This window comes from Flavobacterium sp. OHVDL-2026-0007 (assembly GCF_059882335.1).
Genome location: NZ_CM187612.1, coordinates 3,732,157 through 3,748,178 on the forward strand (window position 1 = coordinate 3,732,157; position 16,022 = coordinate 3,748,178).

The 16,022-nt window shown below is 36.8% G+C and carries 17 protein-coding genes and 1 riboswitch; of the genes, 4 read left to right on the plus strand and 13 right to left on the minus strand.

The genetic code is table 11. From position 1 onward, the window contains the following. Nucleotides 1-70: 70 nt before the first annotated feature. Nucleotides 71-1,219, minus strand: coding sequence for a sensor histidine kinase (locus AC51AA_RS15360; RefSeq protein ID WP_500703099.1), 1,149 nt, complete (start codon nt 1,217-1,219; stop codon nt 71-73). Nucleotides 1,220-1,379: 160 nt separating this feature from the next. On the opposite strand from AC51AA_RS15360, the gene AC51AA_RS15365 reads away from it, so the two are divergent. From AC51AA_RS15365 to aat, 3 genes are all read left to right on the plus strand, one after another. After that, nucleotides 1,380-2,255: a flavin reductase family protein gene (locus tag AC51AA_RS15365; protein ID WP_500703100.1), complete on the plus strand. Its 876-nt coding sequence runs from the start codon at nt 1,380-1,382 to the stop codon at nt 2,253-2,255. 30 nt (nt 2,256-2,285) lie between these two features. Continuing rightward, entirely contained in the window at nt 2,286-2,657 is a 372-nt protein-coding gene (locus AC51AA_RS15370; RefSeq protein ID WP_500703101.1) for a DUF3127 domain-containing protein, read from the plus strand. A gap of 87 nt (nt 2,658-2,744) precedes the next feature. Next, nucleotides 2,745-3,389 carry a leucyl/phenylalanyl-tRNA--protein transferase gene (gene aat / locus AC51AA_RS15375; RefSeq protein ID WP_500703102.1) on the plus strand — a complete coding sequence of 215 codons (645 nt, stop codon included), beginning with the start codon at nt 2,745-2,747 and terminating at the stop codon, nt 3,387-3,389. Here aat and AC51AA_RS15380 read toward each other — a convergent pair. From AC51AA_RS15380 to AC51AA_RS15430, 11 genes are all read right to left on the minus strand, one after another. Continuing rightward, nucleotides 3,386-4,096: a HesA/MoeB/ThiF family protein gene (locus AC51AA_RS15380; protein ID WP_500703103.1), complete on the minus strand. Its 711-nt coding sequence runs from the start codon at nt 4,094-4,096 to the stop codon at nt 3,386-3,388. The genes aat and AC51AA_RS15380 overlap by 4 nt on opposite strands. 64 nt (nt 4,097-4,160) lie before the next feature. Then, the gene (gene thiH / locus AC51AA_RS15385; protein ID WP_500703104.1) at nt 4,161-5,273 is read right to left on the minus strand and encodes a 2-iminoacetate synthase ThiH; all 1,113 of its coding nucleotides are present in this window, start codon (nt 5,271-5,273) and stop codon (nt 4,161-4,163) included. A gap of 93 nt (nt 5,274-5,366) precedes the next feature. Further along, nucleotides 5,367-6,143, minus strand: a complete 777-nt coding sequence (locus AC51AA_RS15390; protein WP_500703105.1) for a thiazole synthase — start codon at nt 6,141-6,143, stop codon at nt 5,367-5,369. Then, nucleotides 6,124-6,762, minus strand: coding sequence for a thiamine phosphate synthase (locus AC51AA_RS15395; protein ID WP_500703106.1), 639 nt, complete (start codon nt 6,760-6,762; stop codon nt 6,124-6,126). Before AC51AA_RS15395 ends, AC51AA_RS15390 begins: the two co-directional genes overlap by 20 nt. After that, nucleotides 6,755-7,507 carry a hydroxymethylpyrimidine/phosphomethylpyrimidine kinase gene (locus AC51AA_RS15400; RefSeq protein WP_500703107.1) on the minus strand — a complete coding sequence of 251 codons (753 nt, stop codon included), beginning with the start codon at nt 7,505-7,507 and terminating at the stop codon, nt 6,755-6,757. The genes AC51AA_RS15395 and AC51AA_RS15400 overlap by 8 nt, the downstream gene beginning before the upstream one ends. Next, a complete protein-coding gene (locus AC51AA_RS15405) occupies nt 7,480-8,070 on the minus strand; it encodes a thiamine phosphate synthase (RefSeq protein ID WP_500703108.1) in 591 nt (196 codons plus the stop codon). Before AC51AA_RS15405 ends, AC51AA_RS15400 begins: the two co-directional genes overlap by 28 nt. Before the next feature lie 41 nt (nt 8,071-8,111). Beyond that, a complete protein-coding gene (thiC, locus tag AC51AA_RS15410) occupies nt 8,112-9,935 on the minus strand; it encodes a phosphomethylpyrimidine synthase ThiC (protein ID WP_500703109.1) in 1,824 nt (607 codons plus the stop codon). Between the two features lie 164 nt (nt 9,936-10,099). Further along, nucleotides 10,100-10,306, minus strand: a complete 207-nt coding sequence (thiS, locus tag AC51AA_RS15415; RefSeq protein ID WP_500703110.1) for a sulfur carrier protein ThiS — start codon at nt 10,304-10,306, stop codon at nt 10,100-10,102. Nucleotides 10,307-10,393: 87 nt separating this feature from the next. Next, nucleotides 10,394-10,491: riboswitch (TPP riboswitch) on the minus strand. An 88-nt stretch (nt 10,492-10,579) separates the two neighbouring features. Continuing rightward, nucleotides 10,580-11,140 (minus strand): DNA-3-methyladenine glycosylase I, encoded by a 561-nt coding sequence (locus tag AC51AA_RS15420; protein ID WP_500703111.1) that lies wholly within the window; start codon nt 11,138-11,140, stop codon nt 10,580-10,582. A gap of 72 nt (nt 11,141-11,212) precedes the next feature. Next, complete coding sequence (locus AC51AA_RS15425) at nt 11,213-11,662, minus strand: lipocalin-like domain-containing protein (RefSeq protein WP_500703112.1); 450 nt, start codon at nt 11,660-11,662, stop codon at nt 11,213-11,215. Nucleotides 11,663-11,889: 227 nt separating this feature from the next. Beyond that, nucleotides 11,890-12,555, minus strand: a complete 666-nt coding sequence (locus AC51AA_RS15430; protein ID WP_500703113.1) for a queuosine precursor transporter — start codon at nt 12,553-12,555, stop codon at nt 11,890-11,892. A gap of 182 nt (nt 12,556-12,737) precedes the next feature. Between AC51AA_RS15430 and AC51AA_RS15435 the strand changes: the two genes are divergently transcribed. Next, complete coding sequence (locus AC51AA_RS15435; RefSeq protein WP_500703114.1) at nt 12,738-14,855, plus strand: M3 family metallopeptidase; 2,118 nt, start codon at nt 12,738-12,740, stop codon at nt 14,853-14,855. Nucleotides 14,856-14,924: 69 nt separating this feature from the next. On the opposite strand, the gene tsf is transcribed toward AC51AA_RS15435, so the two are convergent. Then, complete coding sequence (gene tsf, locus AC51AA_RS15440; protein ID WP_500703115.1) at nt 14,925-15,887, minus strand: translation elongation factor Ts; 963 nt, start codon at nt 15,885-15,887, stop codon at nt 14,925-14,927. Nucleotides 15,888-16,022 lie beyond the last annotated feature (135 nt).

The window sequence follows — 16,022 nt, forward strand, 5'->3', positions numbered from 1 at the left end:
AGTCTTGTGTTGAAAATCGCTCGACTTGATGGGAAATAAAAATGAACTAAAGTGTAGTAAAGTAATTTTTCTACACTTTTTTATTTAAGGAAATCTGGAAGGTAGTTCCTTTTCCTATTTCAGAATGCAACACTTTGATCATGCCATTATGGTATTCCTCAACGATTCTTTTCGTTAAAGAAAGACCTAATCCCCAGCCACGTTTTTTTGTGGTAAAACCAGGCTCAAAAATGGTTTTGTACTGTTTTTTTAAAATTCCGGTTCCCGAATCTTTTATGTTTATTTTTACATGCTGCGCGTCCTGCTCAATTTGAAGATCTAAAGTACCTTTGCCTTTCATGGCGTCAATGGCGTTTTTTACCAGGTTTTCAATTGTCCAGCTATGAAGAGTCGGATTGATTAGGGCAAATATGGGTTCCTTTGGTGCCTGATATAAAAAGGTAACTTGTTTTGAAAAACGAGATTGTAAATAGGTATAAGTCTGTAGAGTCTCCGCAACAATATCTTGTTTCTCTAAAACAGGAACCGATCCGATTTTTGAAAAACGATCGGTTATGGTTTGTAAGCGCTCCACATCTTTTTCGATTTCTACTGTGATCGATTGATCGATTTCTTCTGTTTTTAATATTTCGACCCAACCAATTAAGGAGGATAAAGGTGTTCCGATTTGATGTGCGGTTTCTTTTGCCATTCCTGCCCAGAGCTTATTTTGAGTCGCCATCTTAGTGCTTCTGTAGAAATTGTAAATAAGGGCGCCAAACAAGAAAATAATTAGCACTAAAGCAATGGGATAATATTTGAGTTTGTTCAGTAAGGCAGAATTTCCATAATAGACTTTCTGAAATTTCCCAGGGGCATATTCAATGATGATAGGTTCGTTTTCGTTTTTTAAATTTTTAAGATAGGCATTTGATTTTTTAGGGTCCGCCAGAATTTCTTCGGGTACATTTAGCGAGCTAATGACTTTGTCATACATCGTTAACATAACCGGGACTGAAGTATTGTTGTTTAAAATGTTAAGGGGTAGGTCTAAGTCTGTGTTCTCATCGGCATTGACCAGCGTCTTTTGTGCATTGGCCCAGAGATTCATTTTTAGTCTTTCTTCATTCTTGAAAATTTGAAAAAAAGTATAGGTATTCCATAGAATCAGAGAGATGATTAAAAAGGAGATGCTTATAATTATCCAACGGGTTGTATTTTTTCTTTCCGAAAAAGACATAACTTTAGTTTTGGGTATAAATATAACGAAATATACACATTTAATATTTTCTGAGCCGCTAAAGATTTTTTGTTTTTATCTCGAAAACTATTTCTTGAACTTAAACCATTTCTATACTTTTGTAGTTGCCGAAACGAGATTCGGTTAAAAAGAAAAAAATATGATTAGCATCGATCCAAAAGAGATTCCAACGGCTAAATTACAAGGGTATTTGCAAAGCGCTATAGGACCAAGGCCCATTGCTTTTGCGAGTACAATAAGTGCAAAGGGAATTCCTAATTTGTCGCCTTTTAGTTTCTTTAATTTGTTTAGTGCTAATCCGCCAATCTTAGTTTTTTCGCCATCGCGACGTGTGAGGGACAATACGATTAAACATACTTTAATCAATGCAGAAGCGACCCGAGAAGTCGTGATTAATGTGGTAAATTATGATCTAGTGCAGCAAACCTCTTTAGCTAGTACGGAATATGCAGAGGGTGTAAACGAATTTATAAAGGCAGGATTAACTCAAATCCCTTCCGATTTAGTAAAACCGTTCCGGGTAAAAGAGTCCCCAGTGCAGTTTGAGTGTAAAGTAACGCAGATAATTCCGTTGGGCGAAGAAGGAGGAGCGGGGAATTTGATTCTTTGTGAAGTAGTCAAGATGCATATTCACGAATCGATTTTGGATGAAAATGGGGCTATCGATCAACATAAAATTGATTTGGTCTCAAGGTTAGGAAGTAATTGGTATTCAAGATCAAATCAAGGACTTTTTGAAGTGCAAAAGCCGCTGACAACCTTAGGGGTCGGAGTAGATGCCATTCCCTATACGGTCAAAGAAAGTGGTGTTTTTAATGGAAATGATCTTGGAAAATTAGGGAATATTGAGGCCTTGCCTACAACGGAAGAAGTTAGTATATTTGTGAAAGAAAATTTTTCTGTAAAAGGAGTTTTAAGCTCAGATGATCAGGAAAAAATACATTTAGAAGCAAAAAAATATCTTGATAAAGAGGATGTTTTATCAGCTTGGAAAGTGCTTTTAGCGAGGAAATAAGAAAAGAAACAATAATTAATATAGAAGAAGATGGAAGTTACAGGAAAAGTAAAAGTGGTGAACCCAGAGCAACAAGTTAGTGCTGCATTCAAAAAAAGAGAGTTGGTTGTTACCACAGATGAGCAGTATCCACAGCATATTTTGATCGAATTTACACAAGATAAATGCGATTTATTAAGTAGCTACAAACAAGGTGAGGCAGTAAAAGTTTCTATCAATTTAAGAGGAAGAGAATGGGTTAATCCACAAGGAGAAACTAGATATTTCAATAGTATTCAAGGTTGGAGAATTGAGAGAGTTGCTCCAGAAGGTCCTGGACAAACTGCTCCAATGCCAGCTGCAGAAGCTTTCGCTCCAGCAACTAATTTAAATGAAGATGAACCAGACGATTTACCTTTCTAAGAAGTAAATTGTAAGGGATAAAACTCAAAAATAAGATTCCAAATTCCAAATCGTTAGCGTATTTGGAATTTGGAATTTTTTGTAACTATGTATTACGTATCTAAAGAATTGTATTTTCCTCCAGTTTCAGAGGCTGATGAAGAAGGAATCTTGGCCATAGGCGGTGATTTAAATCCACAGCGATTGCAACTGGCGTATCAGTCAGGAATTTTTCCATGGTTTAATGAAGGAGAACCTATATTATGGTGGTCACCTGATCCAAGAATGGTTTTGTTTTTGGACGAATTGGTGGTGTCCAAAAGTATGCGAAACGTGCTGAATCGCAATCATTTTAAGGTCACTTTCAACCAGGATTTTAGAGCTGTAATTTCGAATTGTCAAGAAATAAAACGCGATGGACAAAATGGAACCTGGATTTCGGATGAAATGATCGAAGCGTACTGTCAATTGAATGAGCAAGGAATTGCAAAGTCGGTTGAAGTTTGGCGAGATGAGGTTTTAGTTGGGGGTCTGTATGGTATTGATTTGGGTCATGTTTTTTGTGGAGAAAGTATGTTTTCCAAAGAATCCAATGCCTCCAAAGTGGCTTTTATTGCTTTAGTGAATAAATTAGTAAAAGAGAATTATAAACTCTTGGATTGTCAAGTTTATAATCCTCATCTAGAAAGTTTAGGTTGCAGGGAAATTCAGCGTGAGCTTTTTATGCAAATAATAAAGGGTAGTGAATTTTAGAAAGTCAATTTGGTAAATTGCCAATTTATCGTATCAAACAGCACTAATTCGTTCTTTAAGGTGGGTAAGTCTAGAATTAGTTTTAAAGTTTCATGCGCCATCATCGTGCCGATGATCCCCGGTAATGTTCCCAAAACACCATTTAGATTGCAATTAGGAACCTCTTTTGGATCGGGCATTTCAGGGAATAAATCACGCAAGTTTTTACTATTGTTTTTGTTAAAAACAGCCACTTGGCCTTCAAATTTTAGAATGCTGCCATAGACTAAGGGTTTGTTTAAAAGTACGCAAGTGTCGTTCACTAAATAACGCGTTGTAAAATTATCAGAACCGTCCACTACTATATCAAATTGCGTTATAATTGAAGAGGCATTTTCTGAGCTTAGTTTTTCTTCAAAAGCCATAACCGTAATTAATGGATTTAGCTTTTCTACGACGATTTTTGCTGCTGAGGTTTTGGCCTGACCGATCATATCCTCGGTATAAAGAATTTGGCGGTGAAGATTATGAATTTCTATGGTGTCAAAATCTACTATACCTATAGTACCCACCCCTGCGGTAGCTATATATTGTAAAATAGGGCAACCCAAACCACCTGCACCAATGACTAATACTTTAGCTTGTTTTATTTTTTCCTGTCCAATATCACCAATTTCAGGTAACATTACTTGACGGTTATAGCGTAAAAATTCTTGTATGATACTCATTTGAATAGAATTGAATTTTAAAGTTGAAAAAGGGGAATAGAAAAGTGTTTTTAGTAGAATACATTTAATTGTAGGTACTATCCCAATCTTTCCAAACGGGTTCATATCCGCGATCGCTAATGACTTTTGCTATTTCTTGAGCTGTACGCTCATCACTAATTTCGAATTGTTCCAAGGATTGTGGATCTACCACATAACCACCAGGATTCGTTTTCGAGCCGGCACTCATGCTGGTAGTCCCTATTGGGATAATGTGATTGCGAAATTTTTCATTCTCACGAGTCGATACCGAAATTTCTAGATCTTCATTCCATAAGCGGTATGCACAAATAAGTTGTGTCAAATCCTTGTCATCCATTATGAAATTGGGCTCTATAATGCCTTCTGCTGGACGTAATCTAGGGAAGGAGACCGAATACTTTGTTTGCCAATAGGTTCTTTGGAGATAGTCAATATGAAGGGCATTAAAAAAACTATCGGTACGCCAATCTTCCAACCCTAAAAGAACACCTAATCCAATTTTGTGAATACCTGCGGTCCCAATTCGGTCAGGAGTTTCTAATCTAAAATCAAAATTTGATTTTTTACCTTTGGTGTGGTATTTTTGATACACTTCCTGGTGGTAGGTTTCTTGATATACGAGAACCGCATATACACCCGCCTCATGTAAACGCTCGTATTCTTCCGTGGAAAGCGGTTGAACTTCAACAGAAATAATCGAAAAATGTTTTTTTATTTGACTAATTGCTTTTAGAAAATAACCAATGTTTACCGTATAATTGGCTTCTCCTGTAACGAGTAAAACATGGTCAAATCCTGCCTCTTTTAACGCTAGAACTTCTTGTCTGATTTCTGAATCCGAAAGTGTTTTTCGTTTGATTTTATTATCTAAACTAAATCCACAGTAGGTGCAGATGTTTTGACACTCATTGCTGAGATAGAGCGGTGCATACATTTGAATTGTTTTTCCAAAACGCTTCTTGGTCAATTCATGACATTCTTGGGCCATCTGCTCTAAATAAGGTAAGGCTGCAGGAGAAATTAAGGCTAGAAAATCATCAAGATTTCGTTTGTTTTTACGCAATGCAAGGGCTACCTCCATATCGGTAGTTTGGTATATTTTGGATTGAATAGTGTTCCAATCGTATTGATCAAAAACAGATTTGAATGTGTTCATTGTTCTTTTTTTTCAGCAAGGTTCACGGAGTCTTAGGCAAGATTACTTTAGCTTCATGAAGTTTCTTAGTGTGTTGCGGTTAAACAGGAAAAGTTATTCATATAAAAAGGAAGTCAAAGGACTCGAAGCGATGGCTTGATGGTGTTGTTTCCCTAGTTTTGCCTCGTAGGCTTTTCTACCGGCAAATACGGCTTCTTTAAAAGCCTCAGCCATTAGTACTGGATTTCTGGCGACGGCAATGGCCGTATTGACTAAGACAGCATCGGCACCGAGTTCCATGGCTTTTGCTGCATCTGAGGGTGCTCCAATTCCGGCATCGATAATCACAGGGACTTTACTTTGCTCAATGATAATCTCTAAAAAATCTATTGTTTTTAATCCTTTATTACTACCAATAGGAGAGCCTAAAGGCATTACAGCTGCAGTTCCAGCCTCTTCTAGGCGTTTACATAAAACGGGATCAGCATGAATGTAAGGAAGAATAATAAAACCCAGTTTGGCTAATGCTTCGGTGGCTTTTAGAGTTTCTATGGCATCGGGCATTAAATATTTGGGATCTGGATGGATCTCGAGTTTTAACCAATTTGTTTCAAGCGCTTCACGGGCTAGTTGGGCAGCGAATATGGCTTCTTTAGCATTTCTAGCACCTGAAGTGTTGGGTAATAGATTGATTCTGGGATGTTTTAAATGGGATAAAATAGCATCTGTTTCGGTTTCTAAATCAATGCGTTTTAAAGCGACGGTAATGAGCTCACTTCCTGATGCTAAAATGGCTTTTTCCATTTCTAGGTTGGAGCCAAATTTCCCTGTTCCCATAAACAAACGAGATTCGAATGACTTATCGGCTATTTTAAATAGAGACCTTTCCATGTAGTTTTTTTTTAAGTTGTTTGATGAGTTGTCCTTTTTCTGAACTATTGGTTATGATTCCAGAGACCGCAATGCCGTAAATTCCAGTTTCCATTAATGGATCTACATTGTCTAGGGTGATGCCACCGATAGCATAAATAGGGATCTGGATTTGGTTGGTTTTGATTTGGTGCATAATATCGCGATAGCCTTCCAAACCTAAAATTGGACTTAATTTTTCTTTTGTTGTGGTAAACTGATAAGGACCAAGGCCAATATAATCACAACCATTTTTAATATGATTTAGAATGTCTTCCATGGTATTGGCAGTGGCTCCTATTATTTTGGTAGGACCTAATAGGTTTCGAGCTTCCTCTATTTTGGTATCGGAAAGGCCTAAATGCACACCATCGGCGGCAATTTGTTGGCACAGATAAACATTGTCATTTATAATGAAGTTGGCGAGATATTCTTCGCATAATATTTTCACAGCTTCCCCTAAAGTAAAAGCATCTTTTATCGATTGGTTTTTGAAACGCAGCTGAACCCATTTACAACCATTATCCAAAGCTTGATGGATATTGTGTAATTGTGATTCAATGGTGTTTCCCTGAGAGATATATTGTAGTTTTTTATACATGATGATGACCCATTAAGGTTAAAGATGAACTCAAATATTTTTCGATATAAATTTTGGCATTAGTACAAGCTGATTGTAGATCTTGACCCAAAGCCAACTGGGCGGCAATAGCGGCTGATAATACACAACCTGAACCATGTTTAGGGCTGCAGTTAGAGCGGGTTGGGTAAAGCTTAAAAATGTCATTTTGATGGTATAAATAATCCGTCCCCAGGTTTTGGGTATTGTGCCCCCCTTTTAGTAAAATAGCTGTAGGGATAGCTTTATTGGGCTGTTTTTGATCTAAATTAAAATCAGGAAATAGTCTTTTTATTTCGGTGTAATTTGGTGTAATCAAGTCTATATGTGAAAGTATTTCCTGTAAGGCAGATTTGTTTTCGACATTCATAAAATCAAATTCAGTAGTGGATTTTAAAACCGTATCCCAAATGATCCGACAAGTAGGAGCCTGCTCTTTGATACAAAGAACGATTTCTTGTAAGTAGGCAAGTGAGGGAACAATTCCGATTTTTACGACCTTTATGTCATAGTGATCAAAAAGCACCTTTATCGACCTCAATACAAAATCAAGTGAGGTCCATTCTATAGCAAAGAATTCGTTTTCTGTTTGAATGGTGTTGGCAGTATGGATCGCAAGACCGCGCACTTTGTGCTGCTCGAAAGTTTTGCAATCGGCCAAAATACCAGCCGAACCAGAAGGATCTAAGCCTGCTATTGTTAAAACGAAAGGACGATTTTCTGACATGATTTAAAGTTTTTAATTGGGTTTTCAGCCTTCCAAATTCCACCTAATAAGGCTACAGTATCAAAGCCTTTTTCCAATGTATTGAGTATGTTTTCTGTGCTTATTCCTCCCAAAGCAACGAGTTTAGTGTTTGTATTGTTTCTATGTTTTATACTTGCAAAAAGGTCTATTTGTGGAGCATAATGTGGTTTGGAAATGCTCGGGTATAGCGGACTCAAAAAAGCATATTCAAATACTGGATCTAAGTCATTAAAATCAGCGATTGAATGTGTTGATGTTGATAAGTGCATGTCCTTGTGTCCGTAGTCCTGTACAGTAATGTCATTTCTCTTTTGCTCTGGAAAATGAATTCGGTTGATCTGAAATTTTTCGGTCAATTGATGATGGCTGTGCAGGACCAATTGAGGATGAAATTCAGCATCTATCTGGGTGAGTAACAAAGTCATTTCCTGCAGAGAATAAGCCGGTTTACGAACATGAAACAAGGTTAATCCCTCCTCAAAAAGAGAATGGATTAACTTAATTTCATTGGATATTGCGGTGGGGTTTGAGATTACAAGCATCTATTTATTTCGTTTTTTCCTCTTTCGTCGGAATTGTACTCTTAGATATAAATTTCTTTCCCTTGTTCGATAAACTCTTCTGATTTTTCTTGCATTCCTTTTTCTGCCGCAGCAACATCACGTATTTCTTGTGAAATTTTCATGGAGCAGAATTTAGGTCCGCACATCGAACAGAAATGAGCCACTTTCGCTCCCTCGGCAGGTAGTGTTTCGTCGTGGAATTCTCTGGCGGTATCTGGATCTAAGGATAAATTGAATTGATCTTCCCAACGAAATTCAAAACGTGCTTTACTCAAGGCATTGTCGCGGTATTGTGCTCCTGGATGTCCTTTGGCTAAATCGGCAGCATGTGCAGCTATTTTATAAGTGATGACGCCATCTTTTACATCTTTTTTATTGGGTAGTCCCAGATGCTCTTTGGGTGTGACATAACATAGCATGGCACAACCGTACCATCCAATCATGGCGGCTCCAATAGCCGAAGTGATATGATCATAACCAGGTGCAATATCTGTAGTTAAGGGTCCAAGCGTGTAAAAAGGTGCTTCGTTGCAATGTTCTAGTTGTTTGTCCATGTTTTCTTTAATCATATGCATCGGTACGTGCCCTGGGCCTTCTATGAATACTTGAACATCATGTTTCCAGGCAATTTTAGCGAGTTCACCCAATGTTTCCAATTCTGCAAATTGGGCAGCATCATTGGCGTCGGCTATAGAACCTGGTCGTAAACCATCTCCTAGGGAAAAGGCAACATCATATTGTTTCATGATTTCGCAAATTTCCTCGAAATGAGTGTACAAGAAGTTTTCTTTGTGATGAAATAAACACCATTTGGCCATTATAGAACCACCACGAGATACGATACCTGTAACGCGCTCAGCGGTCAGATGGATGTAGCGCAACAAAACACCGGCATGGATAGTAAAATAAGAAACTCCCTGTTCGGCTTGCTCAATAAGAGTATCACGGAAAACTTCCCAAGTTAAATCTTCAGCAATTCCTTTTACTTTCTCTAAAGCTTGATAAATAGGTACGGTTCCAATAGGTACTGGTGAATTACGAATGATCCATTCTCGGGTTTCATGAATGTTTTTTCCTGTGGATAAATCCATGATGGTGTCGGCTCCCCAACGACAAGCCCAAACGGCTTTTTCGACTTCCTCTTCGATGGTGGAAGTCACAGCACTATTACCAATATTGGCATTGATTTTTACTAAGAAATTACGACCTACGATCATAGGTTCGCTTTCGGGATGGTTGATATTGTTCGGGATAATGGCACGGCCAATGGCCACTTCGCTGCGTACAAATTCTGGAGTGATCTTGGTCTTCGGGGTATTGGCACCGAAACTATGTCCCGCATGTTGGCATTGCATCGCTTTGGTTTGCTGTTCTAAAAGCTCTATGCGTTGGTTTTCACGAATGGCAATATATTCCATTTCAGGGGTAATGATTCCTTGTTTTGCATAATAAAGCTGGGTTACGTTAGCTCCTTTTTTGGCGCGTTTTGGCTGGTGTAAGTATTCGAAGCGCAAGTGATTTAGGTTGGAATCGTTTAATCTCATCTGGCCGTAATCCGAACTAATTTTGTCCAGTATTTCTACATCGTTGCGTTTTAAGATCCACTCTTCTCTTAAGCGAGGTAATCCTTTTCGGATGTCGATTTCGAAATGAGGGTCAGTGTAAGGTCCTGAGGTGTCGTAAATGGTGACCGGACTATTTTTTTCTATACCACCATTGGAGAGTTTGGTGTCGGATAATGTTACCTCACGCATGGCTACTTTTATAGGGTGTAGTACTCCGTCTACATATATTTTATGGGAGTTAGGGAATGGTGTTCTAGAGATTTTTTCTTCGTTAGTCATAGGATTGATATAAAGTTTTTTGGATTTCAAGGTTGCTCTTGAGGTTGGATTGAAATAGTAATAGGGTAAAAAGGACGTGTACAAGGGCTCGGTGAGGAGCGTGGCAATGTGTCTTTTTGTATAGATCTATAAATAGTATTTGGATTTAATCCAAAAGGAGAAGATTATCCGCCTTGAGTTGCTGAGATAATGAGAATTTCGTCAGTTTTTGACAAAAGATGTTGGTTCCAATTTATTTTTGGAACAACAGTATTGTTGACGGCAACGGCAATGCCATTGTGTTTGTTGGGAATTTCGAGGTCGAGCAATGCCTGAAGCGTCAGCGTTTCAGCATTGAATTTTTTGATTTGTTGGTTGATTTTTAGTTCCATTCCTATAAAATTTTAGTTTATCATAGAGATTCATGGTGTTGAATCTTTACCTTAGGAATGGCTACAATTACGCATAAAAATGCGCACGGAAGTCATCTTACTTTTCCCTACGCTAGTATGAACTAGATCAGGTTCAGAGGGTAAAATCTCAGCCTACTTAATTGTAGACACCCCTAAAGTGTGCAGCAAATGTAATAAAAAAAAGATCTAAAAGTTTCCCCTTTAAAATTTAAAGTTGATTTTTAAGAAACTTCAACGAAAAAAAACAGGGGATTATTGGGCTCTTGTCCAGCAATCTTCGATGTGATCATTAACCATTCCGGTGGCTTGCATATGGGCGTAGATCACAGTTGATCCCACAAATTTAAATCCTCTTTTTTTTAAATCGGCACTAATTTTATCAGAAAGGGGAGTGGTTGCCGGAACATCTTTTAGTGTTTTTGGTTTGTTATTGATGGGTTTTCCATCTATAAATTCCCAAATATAGTCGGAGAAACTTCCAAATTCGTTTTGAATTTTTATAAAGGCCTGTGCGTTGGTGACAGCCGAACGGACTTTAAGTTTATTGCGAATTATTCCCGTATCGAGCAATAGGGATTCTATTTTGTCTTCAGTGTATAGTGCTATTTTAGTATAGTCGAACTGATCAAAAGCCTTTCTAAAATTCTCTCTTTTGTTTAAGATGGTGATCCAGCTTAAGCCCGCTTGAAAGGTTTCTAGAATTAAAAACTCAAATAATGTAGCATCGTCATAAACAGGAACTCCCCATTCTTGGTCATGGTATTTTTTGTAGAGATCACTTGCTGAGCACCAGCCACATCTTATAGGTTCCATGTTTTTTGTTTCAAATGTATAAAAAAAGCTCAAATCTTGTGAATTTGAGGTTTGTAAAATTGAGTAAGTAGGTTATTTTCTTTTGTACACGGCAACGAATTGACCTATAATTTCACCATCTGTATTAGTTTCGGTAAATTTGATTTTAAGAGTTGAGTTGCTTAATTCTACGATTTCGGCAATTTCTGATGAATCTTCAAAGTTATATTGGATCGTTAATTGATTAGCTTTTTTTGTCCAAACTCCAGGTGCCGAATAGGTATGACATTTGGATTCGGAATATTCAGTATAAAAATGAGAAAAAATGCCCCCTTTAGAAAAAGTAATAGTAGAGGTAGCACAATTTCCTTCATTGCTTACAGGAATTAAAGTTTCTTTCGCAGTAGTAAGATCAATCTCTCCTTCGTGAGTGATTTCCCATGTTGCTTCAATGGACTCATTATCGTTATTATCACTGCTACAAGAAGAAACAGCTAACCCTAGAACAACCACAAATAAGAATAAAATGTAAGTTTTTTTCATTTTAGTAGGTTTTATCGGTTAAAAAATAATTAACAAAAATAACCTTTTAATTAAGAAATCAAAGTAAACAGGTGTATTTTGTCTGTTATTTCTTGATAAAAGACAAAATAAACTAATTATTGATATCTACTGATTTGTTTTGTAGTGCTGGATTTTAAAGGTTAGCTATCCCTTTTTTGTGCGGACTCAATAGATGTAAAGTGGGCGATTTATAGTTTAAAATGGCTTTAATTTTCGTTAGGTGAATGATCTCCTTTTAAGTACTTTTTGATCCAATGATGTCCTGCATAAATCATGGGAGTTAGTAAAACGGCAACGGATAGTTTAAAAACATAACCAGTTAAAGCGGAAGAAATAAAAGTTTCAAAATTAATTTTTCCCGGTAGCCAAAAGGCAATTCCCAGTACAATAAAGGAGTCAAATAGCTGTGAAATTACAGTTGATCCTGTGGTTCTGAGCCATATTTTTCTTTCTCCTGTTCGTCTTTTGAAGAACCAAAAGATCCAAACGTCAATTAACTGAGAGGTTATGAAAGCAATTAAGCTACCTACAATGATCCACATACTTTGTCCAAACACGGCTTGAAATTGTTCGTCGTTTACCGGGCTAATGCCTTTGGCTGCTGGTATGACAATGGCCATGAATAGAATTAAAAAGGCATAGGCAATTAAACATGCTGTGATAAAAGAAAGTTTTTTCACTCCTTTTTCACCAAAGTATTCGTTGATTAGATCAGTGGTTAAAAACACCACTGGCCAAGGCAAAATCCCAATACTCATGACAAAGGGGCCGATTTCAATTAATTTTCCGCCAATAAGCTCAGCTACAACAGCATTTGTTATAAAAATACCTGCTAGGATTACAAAAACAATTTCTTTTCTGGTTTTAAACATTATAGTTTGGTAAAATGATGGTTCAAATTTAGGTTATTTCTCTATAACTTATAGCGGGTAATTTTAAATTAAAAGAGCATAGTGATGCGGATTCGAAAGTTAAATTTTTATTCCAATTAGTGAATTTTGGTTACATTTGAAACAATAATACGTTTTGTTTATTTTAAATCAAATTAATGATAATGAAAAAATTAATTACAATTTTTCTCATGGGAACAACTTTTCTTGCGGCTGATGCCCAAACCAAATCGGATAATCCTTTGCTTCAAAAATGGAGCGGTCCTTACGGAGGAGTCCCTGCTTTTAACCAATACAAGGTCTCCAATTTTGAACCAGCAATTCAATTTGCTATTCAAGAGAAGCTTAGTGAAATCGATGCTATTGTAAACAACCCAAAAGCACCGACTTTTGACAATACCATTGCGGCTTTAGAACGATCAGGTAAAGCGATGGCTAGAATTTATACCGCCTACGGTATTTATGGGTCTAACCTAAGTACTCCTGAATTTGATGAAGTGGAAACAAAAATGTCTCCTAAGTTATCAGAGCTAAATGATAAGGTATTTCAGAATAAGAAATTATTTAGTAGAATTGAAACCTTGTATAATGCAAAAGAAAGTAAAAAACTCAACAGTGAGCAGCAACGTTTAATTTGGCTTTATTATACTGATTTTGTACGTGAAGGTGCTCGATTGGATAATGTGAAGAAAGAAAAAGTAGCTAAAATAAACCAAGAATTAGCTACGCTTTTTACGCGTTTTAGCCAAAATCTATTAGCAGAAGAGAACAATCAATACGTTGCTTTGAAAACAGAAGCAGACTTTGATGGTTTGCCGCCTGAAGTTAAAAATGCGGCTATGGCCGAGGCAAAAGACAGGAAGTTAGATGTGATGGGTTGTGTAGCCAATACACGTTCGTCTATTGAGCCGTTTTTAACCTTTTCAAACCGTAGAGAGTTAAGAGAAAAAGCCTTTGATATTTTTGTCAAACGAGGTGATAATGGCAATGCAAACGACAATAATACAACACTGGTATCTATTTTGCAATTGCGTACAGAGAAAGCCAAATTGTTAGGTTTTCCTTCTTTCGCTCATTGGAGTCTGTCTAATAAGATGGCCAAAGATCCTAATAAAACTTTAGTATTAATGGAGTCCGTTTGGAAGCCTGCTGTAGAGAAGGTACATCAAGATGTGGCTGAAATGCAAAAAATAGTAGATGCTGAGGGTGGTAACTTTAAGATTCAACCTTGGGATTATCGCTATTATGCTGAAAAAGTAAGAAAGGCTAAATATGACTTAGATCAAAATGAGGTGAAGCCTTATTTGCAATTGGAAAACTTACGCGAAGGTATGTTTTGGGTAGCCGGTGAGTTGTTTGATTTAAGCTTCAAGCAAGTGACCAATGTTCCTGTGTACCATGCCGATGTGCGTGTTTGGGAAGTAAGTAATAAAAGTACTGGAAAGGTAGTGGGATTATGGTATTTTGATCCGTATGCACGTGCTGGAAAACGTTCAGGTGCTTGGATGAATGCGTATCGTGATCAGCAAAAACTAGATGGAAATGTTTTGACTATAGTGTCGAATAACTGCAACTTTATTAAAGGAACGGCAAATGAGCCTGTTTTGATTTCATGGGAAGATGCTACTACTTTGTTTCATGAATTTGGTCATGCCTTACACGGTTTGTGTTCAAATGTAACCTATCCGAGTTTGTCAGGAACAAATGTCGCTAGAGATTATGTAGAGTTTCCATCTCAATTGTTAGAGCATTGGTTAGCGACTCCAGAGGTATTGAATAAATTTGCTTTGCACTATAAGACCAATCAACCATTGCCACAATCCTTAGTGGAGCGAATTGAGAAAGCAGCTAATTTTGGCGAAGGTTTTGCTACGGTTGAGACTATTTCTAGTTCTTTGATAGATATGAAGCTTCATTTGGCTACAGAGACTATTGATCCTCATCAATTTGAAAAACAAACCTTAGATGCACTTCATATGCCGTCTGAAATTGTAATGCGTCACCGTATTCCGCAATTTGGACATATATTCTCCAGTGATGGATATGCAGCTGGATATTATAGTTATTTGTGGGCAGATGTGATCAATGCGGACGCTTACGAAGCCTTTTTAGAAGGAAAAGGACCTTATGACAAAAAAGTAGCCAAACGTCTTTACGATACTATTTTTAGTGTAGGAAATACTGTAGATCAGGAAAAAGCCTATGAGAATTTTAGAGGGAGAGCGCCTCAATCGGATGCTTTAATGCGTGCTAGGAATTTTCCAATAGAAAAGAAAAACTAAGCAATAGTATAAAATGAAAAAAGCCCGAATTTTTAAATTCGGGCTTTTTTATATTGAAAAAATAATATATTAACCTAAAGTAACTCTTTTGAAACCTGTAATTTCAACGTTGAATCCTTTAACATAATCACCAACTTTTTTACTGTCATCTTTGATGAAGTTTTGGTCTAGTAATGCTTTTTCTTGATCTAAAGTAGTATTGTCAGAGATGAAACGTTGAACTTTTCCTGGAATAATTTTGTCCCAAATTTGTTCTGGTTTACCTTCCGCTTTTAATTCAGCTTTAGCATCTTCTTCAGCTTGTTTTATAACTTCTTCAGTTAATTGAGAGAAAGAAATATATTTAGGAACATTTTTTAAAGTTTTTCCTAAACGTTTTGCTTCTTCATTATCTTTTTCGATTACAGCAATACGAGCAGCAAGTTCAGATTCAACGAAAGCAGGATCAAAATCTTTGTAAGATAATGTATCAGCTCCCATAGAAGCAACTTGCATAGAAACATCTTTAGTTAAAACGTCAGCATTAGGAATTGCAGCAGAAATTGCAGTTAATGCAGCAATTTTGTTAACGTGAACATAAGATCCAACGAAAGCGCCTTCTAAGATTTCAAAACCACCGATTTCGATTTTTTCACCGATAACACCAGTTTGCTCGATTAATTTTTCAGCAACAGTCATTCCGTTGAAATCTGAAGCTAAAAATTCTTCTTTAGAAGAGAAGTTAATAGCTCTTTCTACTAATTCTTTAGCTAAAGTTACGAAAGCTTCATTTTTACCTACGAAATCTGTTTCGCAGTTTAAAGTGATGATAGCTCCTTTAGTTTTGTCAGCATTAATAAAAGAAACAGCAGCTCCTTCAGAAGACTCACGGTCAGAACGGTTAGCAGCAACTTTTTGTCCTTTTTCTCTAAGGTTTTGTATAGCTTTATCGAAATCTCCTTCAGCTTCAACTAAAGCTTTTTTACAGTCCATCATTCCGGCACCTGTAGTTTGTCTTAATTTATTTACGTCTGCAGCAGTAATTGTTGCCATAATATTTTGAATTTTAATGTTAAAAGTAAAAATTCCAAGCCTTAAATTCCAAATTCCAAGTTTATTAAATTAACAACATAATGTTTTTAATTATTTTTTGGATTTTGGAATTTAAACTTGGAATTTAAATGTTTA

Bases quoted from the DNA above. Each gene is read 5' to 3' on its own strand.
- thiH (WP_500703104.1), bottom strand. From the start codon at position 5,273: ATGAACACATTCAAATCTGTTTTTGATCAATACGATTGGAACACTATT.
- AC51AA_RS15420 (WP_500703111.1), bottom strand. From the start codon at position 11,140: ATGGAACCTATAAGATGTGGCTGGTGCTCAGCAAGTGATCTCTACAAA.
- AC51AA_RS15360 (WP_500703099.1), bottom strand. From the start codon at position 1,219: ATGTCTTTTTCGGAAAGAAAAAATACAACCCGTTGGATAATTATAAGC.
- thiS (WP_500703110.1), bottom strand. From the start codon at position 10,306: ATGGAACTAAAAATCAACCAACAAATCAAAAAATTCAATGCTGAAACG.
- AC51AA_RS15395 (WP_500703106.1), bottom strand. From the start codon at position 6,762: ATGTATAAAAAACTACAATATATCTCTCAGGGAAACACCATTGAATCA.
- thiC (WP_500703109.1), bottom strand. From the start codon at position 9,935: ATGACTAACGAAGAAAAAATCTCTAGAACACCATTCCCTAACTCCCAT.
- AC51AA_RS15435 (WP_500703114.1), top strand. From the start codon at position 12,738: ATGAAAAAATTAATTACAATTTTTCTCATGGGAACAACTTTTCTTGCG.
- AC51AA_RS15430 (WP_500703113.1), bottom strand. From the start codon at position 12,555: ATGTTTAAAACCAGAAAAGAAATTGTTTTTGTAATCCTAGCAGGTATT.
- AC51AA_RS15380 (WP_500703103.1), bottom strand. From the start codon at position 4,096: ATGAGTATCATACAAGAATTTTTACGCTATAACCGTCAAGTAATGTTA.
- AC51AA_RS15365 (WP_500703100.1), top strand. From the start codon at position 1,380: ATGATTAGCATCGATCCAAAAGAGATTCCAACGGCTAAATTACAAGGG.
- AC51AA_RS15425 (WP_500703112.1), bottom strand. From the start codon at position 11,662: ATGAAAAAAACTTACATTTTATTCTTATTTGTGGTTGTTCTAGGGTTA.
- tsf (WP_500703115.1), bottom strand. From the start codon at position 15,887: ATGGCAACAATTACTGCTGCAGACGTAAATAAATTAAGACAAACTACA.
- aat (WP_500703102.1), top strand. From the start codon at position 2,745: ATGTATTACGTATCTAAAGAATTGTATTTTCCTCCAGTTTCAGAGGCT.
- AC51AA_RS15400 (WP_500703107.1), bottom strand. From the start codon at position 7,507: ATGTCAGAAAATCGTCCTTTCGTTTTAACAATAGCAGGCTTAGATCCT.
- AC51AA_RS15370 (WP_500703101.1), top strand. From the start codon at position 2,286: ATGGAAGTTACAGGAAAAGTAAAAGTGGTGAACCCAGAGCAACAAGTT.
- AC51AA_RS15390 (WP_500703105.1), bottom strand. From the start codon at position 6,143: ATGGAAAGGTCTCTATTTAAAATAGCCGATAAGTCATTCGAATCTCGT.
- AC51AA_RS15405 (WP_500703108.1), bottom strand. From the start codon at position 8,070: ATGCTTGTAATCTCAAACCCCACCGCAATATCCAATGAAATTAAGTTA.